The following is a 15,018-nucleotide window of genomic DNA, read 5'->3' on the forward strand; positions in this document are numbered from 1 at the left end:
TCAATTCGCCGCAAAAGGTATACTTGGCAGCATTTTTCCGCAATCACCAGCAAATCGGGATGTTATGCAAAAATTCGACATCAAGACTTTTCAGGGCCTGATACTTGCCCTGCAAGATTACTGGGCGCGTCAGGGATGCGTCATCATACAGCCCCTGGATATGGAAGTGGGCGCCGGTACTTTCCATCCTATGACGTTTTTACGGGCGATTGGTCCCGAGCCAATGAGTAGCGCTTACGTTCAGCCGTGTCGCCGCCCCACAGACGGTCGATATGGTGAAAACCCTAACCGTCTGCAGCACTACTACCAGTTTCAGGTCATGCTTAAGCCATCACCTAAGGATATCCAGGAGCTGTATCTCGGCTCTCTGAAAGAAATGGGCTTTGATCCTCTGGTGCACGATATTCGCTTTGTTGAAGACAATTGGGAATCTCCCACCCTGGGCGCTTGGGGTCTGGGCTGGGAAGTCTGGCTCAATGGCATGGAAGTGACGCAGTTTACCTATTTCCAGCAGGTTGGCGGCTTAGAATGTAAACCCGTTACCGGTGAAATTACCTATGGTCTGGAAAGACTGGCTATGTACATTCAGGGCGTCGACAGTATTTATGATCTGGTATGGACAAACGGGCCAATGGGTACGGTCACCTATGGAGACGTGTTCCACCAGAACGAAGTGGAACAGTCTGCTTATAATTTTGAGCATGCCGATGTACCGGCGCTGTTCAGGACTTTCGATCAGTGTGAACAGGATAGTCAGCGACTTATTGATGCCGGTCTGGCACTGCCCGCCTATGAACAGGTAATGAAGGCGTCACATGCATTCAATTTGCTCGATGCCCGTCACGCGATTTCTGTTACTGAAAGACAACGTTATATCCTCAGAGTGAGAACACTGGCGAAAGCCTGTGCTAATAGCTTCTATGAGGCCCGCGAGAAATTGGGGTTCCCGCTTTGCAAACAGGAGGCCGTGTAATGCGTCAGGAAGATCTTCTGGTAGAAATTGGAACTGAGGAGCTGCCACCAAAAGCGCTCAAATCACTCGGACAGGCCTTCAGTGATCAGGTCAGTGATGGATTAAAAAAAGCCGAACTTAACTTCGACGGTGCACAATTCTACGCTTCTGCGCGTCGCCTTGCCGTGTATGTCAGTCGATTGGAATATCAGCAATTAGACAAAACCGTTGAAAAGCGCGGTCCTGCTGTGGCGGCCGCGTTTGATAGCGATGGTAACCCCACCAAGGCTGCGCAAGGATGGGCCCGTGGTCTGGGTATCAATCTCGAGGATGCTGGCCGCCTGACAACCGACAAGGGTGAGTGGCTGGTATACGAAGCAGAAGTCAAAGGTCAGACCCTTGAGCAAGTCTTACCACAAATCGTCGAAAAGGCCCTTGCTGCCCTGCCAGTACCAAAGATGATGCGTTGGGGTAATAGCTCCCACGCGTTTATTCGCCCTGTACATACACTGTGTATGCTTTACGGATCGCAACTTATCGACGGCACCTTGTTTGGTATACAAAGCTCACAGAAGCTGCAGGGGCACCGCTTTCATCACAGTGAAGCCGTTGCACTCGAGCATGCAGAACATTACCTGGATACACTCAGAAAAGCCCATGTTGAAGCGGACTTTTTTAGTCGTCGCAAATTAATCAGCGAAGGGCTGGCAGCGGTTGGCACTGAACATGACGCGGAAGTAGCAACGGATGACGCGTTGCTAGACGAAGTGACCGCGCTTGTTGAGTGGCCGGTTGTTCTGACCGCTGAGTTTGACAGAGACTTTTTGCAGGTTCCTAAAGAAGCCCTTATTTACACCATGAAAGGCGATCAGAAATATTTCCCGCTGATAGACAAATCTGGGCAGTTGTTACCAATTTTTGCTTTTGTCACCAATATTGAAAGCAAAGATCCTCGGCAAATTATTGAAGGAAACCAAAAAGTTATCCGGCCCAGACTGGCAGATGCTGAATTCTTCTTTAATACCGATAAGAAGCACACACTGGCTTCTCGCCTGGACAGTCTTGATTCTGTGCTGTTCCAGAAGCAGTTGGGCACACTAAAGGATAAAGCCCAACGCATTGGTAATCTGGCAAAATCTGTCGCAGGCTTGCTACATGCCAATACGGAGCACGCTTATCGCGCAGGCTTATTGTCTAAAGCCGATCTGATGTCGCAGATGGTGATGGAGTTTCCAGAGGTACAAGGGACCATGGGTCAGCATTATGCGCTGCACGATAATGAGCCTGAAGAAGTGGCAGCCGCCATCGGCACTCAGTATCATCCACGCTACGCTGGCGATACTCTGCCCCATTCCGATGTAGGCTGTGCCGTTGCGCTGGCTGACAAACTCGACACTCTGGTCGGGATATTTGGCATAGGACAATTACCTAAAGGGGATAAAGACCCCTTTGCACTGCGTCGCGCCGCCATTGGTTTGTTGCGCATTTGTGTAGAGCAACGGCTGTCACTGGATCTCAAAGCGCTCATTCATGCCGCTACTAAAGAATTCGGCGACCTGTTAAACAATAGGGACGTCGAACAGCAGGTATTTGAGTTTATTCTCGGTCGTTTCAGATCCTGGTACCAGGAAAAGGGTATTGAGACCGATGTCATTCAGGCCGTGCTAAGTCGCCAGCCCAGCTCTCCGGTGGATTTTGATGCCAGAATAGCAGCCGTACAGCACTTCAAGTCACTTCCCTCAGCAGCCGCACTGGCCGCCGCGAATAAGCGGGTGGCGAATATACTGACGAAAAATGCGCCATCACACGACATACAGGTCGATTCAACGCTCTTATCCGACCCAGCAGAGCTGGCTCTGGCTGCGCAGTTAAGTAACACAGAAACGGCTGTGAACGAAGCCATGAAAAATCTTGATTATAAGCTGGCATTAGAAAAGCTCTCCGCGTTACACCAGGCGGTTGATGACTTTTTTGAGCGAGTCATGGTGATGGATAAAGATGATGCCGTCAGAAATAACAGGCTAGCCCTACTCCAACAGTTGCGCGGGTTGTTTTTGCAGGTTGCCGACATTTCTGTTTTAAATTAGTCAAAGGATGTTGCTTGGCCACGGACTGGCAATTGTTCAGGACATTTAAATGAAAACACTATGCAGAAACGCCGTTCAGCTTCTGTTGATATTATCCGTTACGGCCTGTTCTTCACTTCCTCAGGTCATCACGCCTGAGGCCCCCCCCGAAGAGTTGTATCTGCGGGGCGTGTTTAATTGGTGGGAGGCAGAAGAGTCTTTCAAGCTTTATAAGATCAGTGACCGCTTATACAGCGCAGAAACGGAACTCATCGCCGATGGGCAACCCTATGACTTCAGAATCGCCGATGCAGATTGGTCAAAGGGAGCAAATTGTGGCTATGCAGAAAAAGCTACGGATGAGGTGATAAAACTCAATCGTGAAGTAGGCGCAGATTGCTATACCATTAACAATAACTTTAAGTTCACGCCAAAAGAAACCGGTGTCTATCAGTTCCTGATTGACTTCAGCGATGTAGATGCACCTCGGGTTAAAATCAGACGGCGTCGCTAACTAACTTAACTTATTGATTTTAAATAAAAAACCGGGCATTACCCGGTTTTTTTGTTCTTTTTTCTTGTTGACTAAACGTCGAGGTTGGCAACCCGTAAGGCATTCTCTTCGATGAATGCCCGTCTTGGCTCTACCTGGTCACCCATCAGCGTAGTGAACAGCTGGTCGGCACCGATGGCATCCTCAATGGTCACCTGCAACATTCTGCGACCTTCCGGGTCCATGGTGGTCTCCCAAAGCTGATTTGGATTCATCTCACCAAGACCCTTATAGCGCTGAATATAAACGCCTCGCTTCGATTCTGTCAGCAGCCAGTCAAGCGCTTCTTCAAAGTAAGTAATGGGCTGAGTCTTCTCGCCCCGGGCAACATACCCACCCTCTTCGATAAGGCCATTGATAGCCAGGTTCAGCTCTCGGATGCGTTTGTATTCGGTTGAATCAATAAAGTCATGGTCGAGGCGGTATTCTGTATCTATACCGTGTTGCCTGATAATAATGGCGACGTAATTGTTACCACGCTCTTTATCTTCACGAATATGATAGCTGTAGAGTGCACCATCATTCTCAAACTCTTCCAAACGTTCAACCAGAACCCGACCAAGATTATCAAGCTTAGTGGTATCGTTAAGATCCTCGAGGGTCAGTACATCGGTGTAGACCAGACGATTAAGCAGGTTCTTAGGCATAATACGGCTGATACGGTCAATCATTGCCACAGTGCTTTGATAGAGTTTCACCAAAGACTCCAGGGCAACACCCGTGATGGCCGGAGCATCAGGATTGACATGCAAGGCCGCGTTATCCAACGCCATAGATGTCAGATAGGCCGTCAACGCTGGATCATCTTTAATGTATTGCTCTTGTTTACCCTTTTTCATCTTATACAAAGGTGGCTGAGCAATATAAACATGTCCACGTTCGATGATCTCTGGCATTTGACGATAGAAGAACGTCAGCAACAGTGTACGTATGTGTGACCCATCCACATCCGCATCGGTCATGATAATAATACTATGGTATCTGAGTTTATCGGGGTCATATTCATCCCGTCCGATGCCACACCCCAAAGCGGTAATCAGAGTGGCCACTTCCTGTGAAGAGAGCATTTTGTCAAAACGGGCTTTCTCCACGTTAAGGATTTTACCCTTAAGAGGGAGTATTGCCTGATTCTTCCTGTTTCTGCCCTGTTTAGCCGAACCACCTGCAGAGTCACCCTCCACAATATAGAGTTCAGATAGAGCCGGGTCCTTCTCCTGACAGTCAGCAAGCTTACCCGGAAGACCAGCAAGGTCTAAGGCGCCTTTACGTCGTGTCATTTCCCGAGCTTTACGCGCAGCTTCTCTGGCTCTTGCTGCATCAATGATTTTAGAGACGATAACCTTAGCATCTGCGGGATTTTCCAAAAGGAACTCCTGCAACTTTTCATTCATTGCGGTTTCAACAGCAGGACGAACTTCTGAGGAAACCAGCTTGTCTTTGGTCTGAGAAGAAAACTTTGGATCCGGGACCTTAACAGAAATGACTGCGGTCAGACCTTCACGAGCATCATCACCACTGGCATTGGTTTTCGCTTTTTTATTCAGGCCCTCATTTTCCATAAAGCTGTTCAGTGTACGCGTGAGGGCACCACGGAAACCTGCCAGGTGAGAGCCCCCATCCCGCTGAGGAATATTGTTAGTAAAGCAATAGATGTTTTCCTGAAAGCTATCATTCCACTGCATGGCCACCTCAACGCTGATGCCATCGTCACGCTCAGTGATAAAATGAAATGCCTTTTGGTGAACCGGCGTTTTGTTTTGATTCAGGTATTGGACAAAAGCCTTGGTGCCACCCTCATAACAAAAATGGTCGGTTTTGCCGTCACGTTCATCCAGCAGGATAATAGAGACCCCTGAATTCAAAAATGATAGTTCTCTTAAACGTTTAGCCAGAATGTCATAGTGGAATTCAGTATTGGTAAAGGTTGCCGGACTTGGCCAGAACCTGATTGCCGTACCTTTCTCATCCGTATCGCCCATTTGCTTTAGCGGCGCTTGAGGGACACCATGGTGATATTCCTGTTCAAATATTTTTCCGTTGCGGCGAATACGCAGCAGTAGCTTCTCTGAAAGAGCATTCACAACAGAGACACCCACACCGTGCAGACCACCGGAAACTTTGTAAGAATTGTCATCGAATTTACCGCCAGCGTGAAGCACTGTCATAATGACTTCAGCAGCGGATACGCCTTCTTCTTCGTGCATTTCTGTTGGGATACCACGACCATCATCCCTGACGCCCACAGAGCCGTCAGTATGTATGGTGACGCGAATATCTGAGCAATGCCCTCCCAGGGCTTCATCGATTGAGTTATCAACGATTTCAAACACCATATGGTGTAATCCGGTACCGTCATCGGTGTCACCGATGTACATACCAGGACGTTTACGCACTGCATCCAGTCCCTTCAGAACCTTAATACTGGACGAGTCATATGTATTGTCAGACATTCTAATTTATCTCCTCTCTCACCTGGCCATGTTCCACGTGAAACACTTTCTTATCTTTATAATTCTCTACGAAATTGATTTGTTCTTTTTCAATCGCCGTAATGAACACCTGTGCCGATGTCTGTAAGAGAGCATCGACAAATATCTTTCTGCGATCAGCGTCTAACTCAGCACCAATGTCATCGAGCAAAAACACACAGGAGCGAGATTGTTGCTGTTGTAGTAACTGTGCCTGCGCTAGCAATAAAGCAGCGACCAGCATTCTCAATTGACCTCTGGATAGCACCTCATGTACAGGAACATCGTTCGCTTTTAACCTGAGGTCCGCCTTATGTGGGCCACTTGAAATATGGCCAAATCGCCGGTCTTTTTCTTGTTGTTCAAGTAAGGTCTCTGTCAGATCCCTGCCTTTTTCCCAGCCACTATGATACGAGATTTTGAAGGAAAACTCAGGTAGAAAATGCGCCAGATTCCTTAAAAGGAAGGGTTCAATGCAGCTAAAAAACCTGCTTCGGTACTCATGAATCGCCATTCCTACCTGGCCCAGTTGGGTCAGCCAATAGTCGAACATATCATCTTTTATGGAGGACTTCTGTCTTATCAGCGCATTAGTCTGTCTCAGTACCTTCTGATAGCCTACGGACGCTTCAAGAAAACCATGTTCCACGTGGAACACACCCCAATCCAAAAAACGTCGGCGCATTCTTGGCGCGCCTGTAATGAGGTCGCTGCTATTGGGCATAAAAAGTTGAACTGGAAATACACGGGCAAGTTCTGACACCCGCTTCAGCAACTCGCCATTAATTTTAATTACGGGTTCACTGTTACGCTCGCGCTGATATCCCAACTGGATCTTACGGCCCTCGTTGTCGGTGGCCCGACAGAATAACGTGAAATGGTGCGCATCGTTATTGATTACATGATTATGCTTAAGGGTGCGGAACGACCGTCCAAAACCGAGATAATGAATTGCTTCGAGCAGCGATGATTTACCGCTCCCGTTATCGCCCACTATCAGATTAAGCGCTGCTGTCGGCCGAAGCTGGACAGCAGCAAGGTTTCTGAATTGGGTAATCTGGACATCGTCCAGTCTCATACAAAACTACACAATGTAAAAATTACAGCCTCATGGGCATAATGACATACAGAGCGGAATCATCCGCAGCGTCTTCGATAAGGGCGCTGTTATTTGAATCTGACATGGTCAGCTTCACCTTCTCTGAGGACAACGCGTTGAGTACATCAATGAGGTACGCCACGTTAAAGCCAATTTCGAGGTTTTCACCCTGATACTCAACATCTACCACTTCCTCGGCTTCTTCCTGTTCCGGGTTGTTCGCTGTGAGCTTCAATTCGCCGCTGGCAAGATTCAGTCGTACTCCACGAAACTTCTCATTAGACAATATGGATACCCTGGAGAACGCCTGTTTCAGGGTCTCCTTCGACGACAACACTGTCTTATCCCCTTCTTTTGGTAATACGCGACGATAATCAGGGAAACGACCATCTACCAGCTTGCTGGTAAAAATAAATTCTGTCGAAAAAATACGGATATGATTGGATCCGATTTGCACCTTCAGTGGTTTGTCTTCGTCCTCTATGAGGCGGGAAATTTCCATCACCCCTTTACGCGGAACGATAACCTGGCGCTCGGGTAGTGTGCCATTCTCGTAACCTATACGGCACAAAGCCAGACGGTGACCGTCTGTCGCAACCGTCCGTATCACATTGGCTTCGGTCTCAAAGGACATGCCATTAAGATAATAACGAACATCCTGCTGGGCCATAGAGAAATGGGTGCTGTCGATCAGGCGTTTCAGATTAGCCTGAGATATTTCAAATTCTACCTCACCTTGCCAGTCTTCAAGGTTGGGGTATTCAGACGCCGGTAAGGTTGAAAGGGAATACTTTCCTCGCCCTGCCTTCACAATGGCTTTGTTGCCCTCAACGCTGAAGAGTATTTCACTGCTATCTGAAAAGCCTTTCACAATATCCAGCAATTTTTTTGCTGGCACGGTGACTTCACCCTCTTCCTGTGAACCAGACAACACCACATTAGAAATCAGTTCAACCTCTAAATCCGTACCTGTTAGCCATAGTGTGCCTTCACTTACCTTAATCAGTACGTTAGATAAGATGGGTAACGTGTGACGTCTTTCTACAGCTCCGGCTACCAGTTGCAACGGCAACAAGAAGTTTTCCCTACTAATTATAAATTTCATGAGCGACTCGTTATTATTTCTATGACGACAGGGTCCGAATTAGATTTTGATAATCTTCCTTAATATCATGACTCTCTTCGCGCAGTTGAGCAATCTTTCTGCAGGCATGCAAAACGGTGGTGTGATCTCTGCCACCAAAGGCATCACCAATCTCAGGTAAACTATGGTTGGTTAATTCCTTTGCCAATGCCATTGCGACCTGCCTTGGCCTTGCGACACTGCGACTTCGACGTTTCGACAGTACATCCGCGACCTTTATCTTATAATATTCAGCCACCGTTTTCTGAATGTTATCTATCGTAACCAGCTTCTCTTGCAAGGCTAACAGATCGCGTAATGCTTCCCTGACAAAATCTATGGTAATGGGTCGTCCGGTAAAATTTGCATTCGCAATGACCCTGTTCAGGGCCCCTTCCAACTCCCGCACATTAGAGCGCAATCGTTTGGCGATAAAAAATGCGACTTCATCTGGTAACTGAATGCGATTCTCCACCGCTTTGCGCATCAGAATGGCAACCCGCGTCTCTAGCTCTGGGGGTTCTATGGCTATGGTTAGCCCCCAACCAAATCGCGATTTAAGGCGGTCTTCAACACCATCAATTTCCTTGGGGTAGCGATCTGAAGTGAGGATGATTTGTTGATTGCCTTCCAATAGTGCATTAAAGGTATGAAAAAACTCTTCCTGAGACCGGTCTTTCCTGGCAAAAAACTGTATATCATCAATCAATAAGGCATCGACAGAGCGATAGTAACGTTTGAATTCTTCTATCGCATTATTCTGAAGCGCTTTCACCATATCCTGAACGAAGCGTTCCGAATGCATGTACACAACAGTTGCATCTCGGTTTCTGGCCAGCAATCCGTTGCCAACGGCATGCAGCAGGTGGGTTTTACCCAATCCGGTACCACCATAAATAAATAAGGGGTTATAGGCACCACCGGGATTATCAGCCACTTGTGTCGCCGCAGCTCTGGCCAACTGATTGGATTTACCCTCAACAAAATTATCAAAGGTGTAGGTCCGGTTGATGTTGCTCTTGTGCTCCACTCTTAGGGGCTGGGGCGTCTGACTGGGTGCATGACTATTTGCGGTATAAGAAGGAGGTGCCGCAGGCGTGGTCGCTGAAGGTCTGTTTGCCTCTCCGGCAACATTAGCAGACATTGGCGCGCTGGCCACCCCAACATCGAAATGTAAGGAGGGTATCTCGTCAGGTAAACACAGTTCGCCGAAAAGCTCCGTGATTCTGCCTATGTACTTATCCTTTACCCAATCCAGTACAAAACGGTTTGGCGCATAGAGGGTTAATGTTGAATTCTGGTGCTGCGCCTGCAGTGGGCGAATCCACATACTGAACTGCTGAGTTGGCAACTCCTGTTGTAGCCTTTCCAGGCACTTTTCCCACAAAGCCATGAATAAAAAACCTCTTCGGAACGCCTGGCACCGTTCCGCGCTAATAGTGTGTATTTAAATAAAATTTGATGTCGCCTGAGTGGCAGCGAAGGAGCATATTGCCCACTTTTATCCACAACTTCAATCTTGATCTTTTTCAGATTTATGCTCTGTTTGCAATAAGATGCTATCTATATGATTAAAATCAGGTTTTATTTTAAAAGAGGGAGGAAAAAGCCTCCTGACGCCAGCGCGAGAAGTGGATAAAAAGCCTATTGAAATTGAAGCGTTTAGCAGAATAATCGCACTGATATGTGGATAACCCGGTGCACTATCTTATATTTACCCACATTTATCCTTGCCCTTGTAAAAAAACTTTGCTTTTATTCGCGCTAATGCCTAACTAAGCATTGACAGATGCTGTCTGCATCTCTAGAATTCAGCGTCCTTTTTTGAGCACCTATGGGTGTTCGGGATCTACACTAAAGTCACAAACAGCGGCGGACTAGGTTATGAAAAGAACATTTCAACCAAGTAATTTAAAGCGTAAACGTTCACACGGTTTTCGTGCCCGCATGGCGACAAAAAATGGCCGTAAGGTTCTTGCCAGTCGTCGTGCTAAAGGCCGTGCACGTCTATCAGCCTAATTGCATTTATCGAAGTGGGTGAAAATCAGTTTTCTAGGGAGCTAAGGTTACTTACTCCCACCCATTTCGAAAATGTTTTTCAGCAAGCCGTACCGGCTGTATCTCCTCAGTTAACCCTGCTTGCAAGAGCCAATCAACAGACCCATCCCAGACTGGGTATCACCATATCCAAAAAACGTGTCAAAAAAGCCCATGACCGAAATCGCCTTAAACGGGTGATAAGAGAAAGCTTTCGTCTTAATCAGCACGACTTACCACAGGCAGATATTGTTGTAGTTGGTAAATCAGGTCTGTCACAATTATCCAATCAACAACTCTTCAGTCTGCTGGAACGCTTGTGGAAAAAACTCAGTCAGCGTTGCAATCCATAAGTATTTGGATAATTCGACAGTATCAAAAGTGGATTTCCCCTATACTGGGGCCCAGATGTCGGTTCACCCCCTCATGTTCACATTATGCGGTCGAAGCAATTCAGGTTCATGGTGTGATAATTGGTTGTTGGTTAAGCATCAAACGCATATTAAAATGCCACCCTTTACATCCGGGCGGGTCTGATCCCGTTCCGTCCCGAAGCAAAGAGAATAAGTAATCTGTTATGGAATCCCAACGTAGTTTTCTCCTCATCGGTCTGGCCCTGGTAAGTTTCTTACTCTGGCAACAATGGCAACTGGACTACGGTCCTCAACCTGTTGAGCCTGCCAGCCAAGTATCGCCACAAGATTCATCGTCAACACCATCAGCCCAAAGTGCCGATGTTCCAAGAGCTGACGACGCATCTGCCCCTGCCACCGCCACTGCCAGTTCCGGACAATGGATTTCGGTAAAGACCGACAGTCTTGATATCCGCATCGATACCCGTGGCGGCGATGTCATATCAGCCCGGTTACCCCAGTTTCCTATTGAACAGGGCGGTGATGAGAGTTTTGTTCTGCTCAGCCCTGAGCCAGGCCGCTATCACATCGCACAGAGTGGCTTGATTGGTAAACAGGGTCCCGACGGTTCAGCCGAGGGTCGCCCGGTTTATCAGGCAGAGAATACGGCCTATGAAATGCAAGGTGACACTCTTTCAGTACCCCTGGTTTGGCAATCCGAACAGGGTTTGAAGGTTACCAAAACCTTCCATTTCGCTCGGGGTGAACACCATCTTCGTGTGGAATATACCGTCGAAAATACCGGCTCTGAAGTGGCCCAGCTGCAACAGTATGCGCAGTTGAAACAAACCACTATGGGCGACGAGGGCAGCATGTTTATGCCCACTTATCGTGGTGGGGCCTATTCCACCGAAGAAGACCGCTACACGAAATACAGTTTTGACGACATCGCAGATAAAAACCTGCGTACTGCCACACCAGGCGGTTGGGTAGGCATGTTGCAACACTATTTTGTTGCCGCCTGGATCCCGCCTCAGGACCAGACTAACACGCTTTACAGCCGTCTGTTGCCGGGTGGCTATGCCAGTATTGGCTTTACCGGCACACCGGTCACTGTCCAGCCTGGGAATACGATAACCTTGTCCAGTACCTTATACACCGGTGCCAAAGATCAGGAATCACTGGCTGAACTGGCTAACGGTCTGGATTTGACCGTTGATTACGGTTTCCTGTGGTGGCTATCGCAACCGCTGTTTTCACTGCTTAAGTTTATTCATGGTCTGGTGGGTAACTGGGGACTGGCGATCATCATCATTACCATTATCGTTAAAGGTCTGATGTACCCGCTTACCAAAGCGCAATATGAATCCATGGCCAAGCTGCGCGCCTTGCAGCCGAAAATGAAAGCCCTGAAAGACCGCTATGGCGATGACCGTCAGAAAATGTCACAGGCGATGATGGAGATGTATAAGAAGGAAAAAGTGAACCCTATGGGTGGCTGTTTCCCACTGCTGCTGCAAATGCCCATTTTCCTGGCTCTTTACTGGGTATTGCTGGAAAGCGTTGAATTACGTCATGCTGAATTCTTCCTCTGGATTACTGATCTGTCCGTCAAAGACCCCTACTTTGTACTGCCAGTTCTGACCGGCGCGAGCATGTACCTGATTCAGAAGCTACAACCCATGACGATTCAGGACCCCATGCAGCAGAAGATTATGCAATTTATGCCCGTCATGATGAGTATCTTCTTCCTGTGGTTCCCTGCCGGGTTGGTGCTTTACTGGTTAATCAGTAATGTGATCACCCTGATTCAGGCCAAACTCATTTACGCCTCAATGGAAAAGCGTGGACTGAAAACCAAGTAATTCCGATAAAAGTGTAAAAAGGCCCGTAAAAACGGGCCTTTTTTATTTGTGTTAGTTAGAATTTCCCTATTCCGTCACCCTAGCCTAATAAGGATTGATCATGCCCTCATTCGATATCGTCTCTGAAGTCGACAAAGTTGAAGTCAGAAACGCCGTTGATAACGCCAATCGCGAACTGGATACCCGCTTCGATTTTCGCGGTGTTGAGGCCTCATTTGAACTTAACGACGGTCAGGTGACTATGGTCGCCGAATCTGACTTTCAATTGCAGCAAATGCTCGACATTCTGCGCGGTAAATGTGCTAAACGTGGCGTAGACACGGGCTCATTGGAAGAAAAAGACATTGAACATATCGGTAAAACTTACAAACAGGCCCTGATCTTTCGTCAGGGTATCGACCAGCCCATGGCTAAAAAAATCATCAAGCTACTCAAAGACGCCAAAATAAAAGTCCAGTCTGCCATTCAAGGTGAGCAAATTCGGGTTAGTGGCAAAAAACGAGATGACCTGCAGCAGGCTATCGCTGCGGTCAAGGAAGCCAATCTCGGCCAGCCCTTCCAGTTTAATAATTTCCGGGATTGAGCGATACCATGGCACAACAGCAAACCATTGTCGCTCAAGCCACCGCTCCTGGACGTGGTGGCGTGGGGATTGTCAGGGTCTCAGGCAACCTCGCGACCACCGTCGCCGAGAAAATACTGGGTACCCTACCCGCTGTTCGTAAAGCCGAATACCTGCCTTTTTATGATAACCACGGCAGCGTCATCGATCAGGGTATCGCCCTGCTTTTTCGTGGTCCTCATTCCTTTACCGGTGAAGATGTCCTAGAGCTACAGGGGCATGGTGGCCAGGTGGTCATGGACATGCTCATCAGTGCCATTCTTGAGATTAACGATATCCGCCTGGCGCGCCCCGGAGAATTCAGCGAACGCGCCTTTCTCAATGACAAGCTGGATCTGGCTCAGGCCGAAGCCATTGCCGATCTGATTGATGCCAGTTCTGAGCAGGCTGCCCGATCCGCCCTGCGCTCTTTGCAAGGAGAATTCTCCGCGCAAATCCACCAGTTGGTAGAACAGGTGATTCATCTGCGCATATATGTGGAAGCGGCCATCGATTTTCCGGACGAGGAAGTCGACTTTCTCAGCGATGGCAAAGTACAGGGTGATTTGAACGCCATTATCGAGCGACTTCAGCAGGTACGTAACCATGCCCGTCAGGGCAGTATTCTTCGCGAAGGCATGCAGGTTGTCATTGCGGGCAGACCCAATGCCGGCAAGTCCAGTCTGCTCAATGCGCTGGCCGGTAAAGACGCTGCCATTGTCACCGATATTGCGGGGACAACCCGGGATGTGCTCAAAGAACACATTCATATTGACGGTATGCCATTGCATATTATTGACACTGCGGGCTTACGAGATAGTTCTGATCAAGTAGAGCAAATCGGTATTCAGCGCGCCTGGGAGGAGATCGACCGTGCCGACATGGTGCTGTTTATGCTCGATAGTCAGCAAAGCCAGGAAACCGACCCCCATAAGATTTGGCCGGAATTTGTCGACCGCCTGCCGACCGGTATGAAAATGACCGTGATTCGCAATAAAATCGACCTCTCCGGTGAGGCTGCGGGCATCGAGAAGTGCTCCGATCATACTGTGATCAGGCTCTCTGCCAGTCACAAAACCGGTATTGAATTACTTGCCACACACCTCAAAGACAGCATGGGCTTTAATGCGGCATCAGAAGGGCGTTTTATCGCTCGCCGAAGGCATCTGGATGCACTGGAACAGGCGGATACTCACTTGCAGCAGGCCTATACTCAGTTGACCGACAACCAAGCCGGTGAATTAGTTGCCGAGGAGTTGCGGCTGTGTCAGCAACACCTTAACGAGATAACCGGTGAATTTAGCTCTGATGATCTCCTCGGCAGAATTTTCTCCAGTTTCTGCATCGGTAAATGAGCCCCTAATCTTGCTCTTCTCTTGCCTGCAGGTCCTGCTTGAGTAGGTCCACTACCGGCTGAAATGTCTGTCGGTTACTGTCACCCAGTTTTAGTAACTCTTCGTGGGCCGCAAGAATCATTTTCGCCCTTTGTTTTTCATCAGTACTCTGATCCGCTACCTCAACAAAAGCGTCCGGTGCATCAAGGGGACGATCAATAAGGTGAAATACCTGCTCGAGACACATGCTCTGCAGCAACGTGGTCATGTCTTTGCTGGTTGAAATGAGCGTGGGCTTATGTTGATGTGTCTCCAGCATTTTCCTTGCTATCATCGCCAGTAACCCTAAATTGGTGCTATCAAGGTAACGGGCCTGGCTAAGATCCACTACCACATCATCGCAGACGTTTTCTGCATCGTTAAACAGATTATTGATCAACACCTCGAGGCCACTGCTCTGATTGTGTCTCACCTCGCCCACAAACCTGAAAAAACATACTCCTTGCAGGTTGGCATAAAGTATCTGGTTGTCTTGCATCTCACCCTCCACCCTCGATTGGCATTGCC

The 15,018-nt window shown here is 48.2% G+C and carries 14 protein-coding genes; 9 read left to right on the forward strand and 5 right to left on the reverse strand.

Translation table 11 applies throughout. The features are described from left to right. The first annotated feature begins 64 nt into the window (after positions 1–64). From glyQ to CCY32_RS03835, 3 genes are read left to right on the forward strand one after another with little or no spacing between them, the layout of a single operon-like run. Positions 65–973: a glycine--tRNA ligase subunit alpha gene (gene glyQ / locus CCY32_RS03825; RefSeq protein ID WP_088329688.1), complete on the forward strand. Its 909-nt coding sequence runs from the start codon at positions 65–67 to the stop codon at positions 971–973. Next, positions 973–3,039: a glycine--tRNA ligase subunit beta gene (glyS, locus tag CCY32_RS03830; RefSeq protein WP_088329280.1), complete on the forward strand. Its 2,067-nt coding sequence runs from the start codon at positions 973–975 to the stop codon at positions 3,037–3,039. The genes glyQ and glyS overlap by 1 nt, the downstream gene beginning before the upstream one ends. A 49-nt stretch (positions 3,040–3,088) precedes the next feature. Continuing rightward, complete coding sequence (locus CCY32_RS03835; RefSeq protein WP_088329281.1) at positions 3,089–3,532, forward strand: hypothetical protein; 444 nt, start codon at positions 3,089–3,091, stop codon at positions 3,530–3,532. 71 nt (positions 3,533–3,603) lie between these two features. On the opposite strand, the gene gyrB is transcribed toward CCY32_RS03835, so the two are convergent. From gyrB to dnaA, 4 genes are read right to left on the reverse strand one after another with little or no spacing between them, the layout of a single operon-like run. Beyond that, complete coding sequence (gene gyrB, locus CCY32_RS03840; RefSeq protein ID WP_088329282.1) at positions 3,604–6,021, reverse strand: DNA topoisomerase (ATP-hydrolyzing) subunit B; 2,418 nt, start codon at positions 6,019–6,021, stop codon at positions 3,604–3,606. Position 6,022: 1 nt separating this feature from the next. Then, positions 6,023–7,117: a DNA replication/repair protein RecF gene (gene recF, locus CCY32_RS03845; RefSeq protein ID WP_088329283.1), complete on the reverse strand. Its 1,095-nt coding sequence runs from the start codon at positions 7,115–7,117 to the stop codon at positions 6,023–6,025. Positions 7,118–7,139: 22 nt separating this feature from the next. Further along, positions 7,140–8,243, reverse strand: coding sequence for a DNA polymerase III subunit beta (gene dnaN, locus CCY32_RS03850; RefSeq protein WP_088329284.1), 1,104 nt, complete (start codon positions 8,241–8,243; stop codon positions 7,140–7,142). A 19-nt stretch (positions 8,244–8,262) separates the two neighbouring features. Beyond that, positions 8,263–9,654, reverse strand: coding sequence for a chromosomal replication initiator protein DnaA (gene dnaA / locus CCY32_RS03855; protein WP_088329285.1), 1,392 nt, complete (start codon positions 9,652–9,654; stop codon positions 8,263–8,265). Positions 9,655–10,145: 491 nt separating this feature from the next. Between dnaA and rpmH the strand changes: the two genes are divergently transcribed. The 6 genes from rpmH (at position 10,146) to mnmE (ending at position 14,472) form a co-directional block, all read left to right on the forward strand. Next, a complete protein-coding gene (gene rpmH / locus CCY32_RS03860; protein WP_082633349.1) occupies positions 10,146–10,280 on the forward strand; it encodes a 50S ribosomal protein L34 in 135 nt (44 codons plus the stop codon). A gap of 14 nt (positions 10,281–10,294) precedes the next feature. After that, positions 10,295–10,651 carry a ribonuclease P protein component gene (gene rnpA, locus CCY32_RS03865; RefSeq protein ID WP_088329286.1) on the forward strand — a complete coding sequence of 119 codons (357 nt, stop codon included), beginning with the start codon at positions 10,295–10,297 and terminating at the stop codon, positions 10,649–10,651. Next, positions 10,618–10,869 (forward strand): membrane protein insertion efficiency factor YidD, encoded by a 252-nt coding sequence (yidD, locus tag CCY32_RS03870; protein ID WP_210401677.1) that lies wholly within the window; start codon positions 10,618–10,620, stop codon positions 10,867–10,869. Before rnpA ends, yidD begins: the two co-directional genes overlap by 34 nt. Before the next feature lie 6 nt (positions 10,870–10,875). After that, on the forward strand, positions 10,876–12,516 hold the full coding sequence (gene yidC / locus CCY32_RS03875) for a membrane protein insertase YidC (protein ID WP_088329288.1): 1,641 nt from the start codon (positions 10,876–10,878) through the stop codon (positions 12,514–12,516). A gap of 100 nt (positions 12,517–12,616) precedes the next feature. Further along, positions 12,617–13,099: a YajQ family cyclic di-GMP-binding protein gene (locus tag CCY32_RS03880; RefSeq protein WP_088329289.1), complete on the forward strand. Its 483-nt coding sequence runs from the start codon at positions 12,617–12,619 to the stop codon at positions 13,097–13,099. 8 nt (positions 13,100–13,107) lie between these two features. Continuing rightward, a complete protein-coding gene (gene mnmE, locus CCY32_RS03885) occupies positions 13,108–14,472 on the forward strand; it encodes a tRNA uridine-5-carboxymethylaminomethyl(34) synthesis GTPase MnmE (protein WP_088329290.1) in 1,365 nt (454 codons plus the stop codon). Between the two features lie 4 nt (positions 14,473–14,476). On the opposite strand, the gene CCY32_RS03890 is transcribed toward mnmE, so the two are convergent. Beyond that, positions 14,477–14,989 carry an STAS domain-containing protein gene (locus CCY32_RS03890; RefSeq protein ID WP_088329291.1) on the reverse strand — a complete coding sequence of 171 codons (513 nt, stop codon included), beginning with the start codon at positions 14,987–14,989 and terminating at the stop codon, positions 14,477–14,479. Between the last annotated feature and the right edge of the window lie 29 nt (positions 14,990–15,018).

Origin of the sequence: Lacimicrobium sp. SS2-24 (assembly GCF_002201535.1) — a bacterium.
Taxonomy (GTDB): Bacteria; Pseudomonadota; Gammaproteobacteria; order Enterobacterales; family Alteromonadaceae; genus Lacimicrobium.

Bases quoted from the DNA above. Each gene is read 5' to 3' on its own strand.
- glyQ (WP_088329688.1), top strand. From the start codon at position 65: ATGCAAAAATTCGACATCAAGACTTTTCAGGGCCTGATACTTGCCCTG.
- glyS (WP_088329280.1), top strand. From the start codon at position 973: ATGCGTCAGGAAGATCTTCTGGTAGAAATTGGAACTGAGGAGCTGCCA.
- CCY32_RS03835 (WP_088329281.1), top strand. From the start codon at position 3,089: ATGAAAACACTATGCAGAAACGCCGTTCAGCTTCTGTTGATATTATCC.
- gyrB (WP_088329282.1), bottom strand. From the start codon at position 6,021: ATGTCTGACAATACATATGACTCGTCCAGTATTAAGGTTCTGAAGGGA.
- recF (WP_088329283.1), bottom strand. From the start codon at position 7,117: ATGAGACTGGACGATGTCCAGATTACCCAATTCAGAAACCTTGCTGCT.
- dnaN (WP_088329284.1), bottom strand. From the start codon at position 8,243: ATGAAATTTATAATTAGTAGGGAAAACTTCTTGTTGCCGTTGCAACTG.
- dnaA (WP_088329285.1), bottom strand. From the start codon at position 9,654: ATGGCTTTGTGGGAAAAGTGCCTGGAAAGGCTACAACAGGAGTTGCCA.
- rpmH (WP_082633349.1), top strand. From the start codon at position 10,146: ATGAAAAGAACATTTCAACCAAGTAATTTAAAGCGTAAACGTTCACAC.
- yidC (WP_088329288.1), top strand. From the start codon at position 10,876: ATGGAATCCCAACGTAGTTTTCTCCTCATCGGTCTGGCCCTGGTAAGT.
- CCY32_RS03880 (WP_088329289.1), top strand. From the start codon at position 12,617: ATGCCCTCATTCGATATCGTCTCTGAAGTCGACAAAGTTGAAGTCAGA.
- mnmE (WP_088329290.1), top strand. From the start codon at position 13,108: ATGGCACAACAGCAAACCATTGTCGCTCAAGCCACCGCTCCTGGACGT.
- CCY32_RS03890 (WP_088329291.1), bottom strand. From the start codon at position 14,989: ATGCAAGACAACCAGATACTTTATGCCAACCTGCAAGGAGTATGTTTT.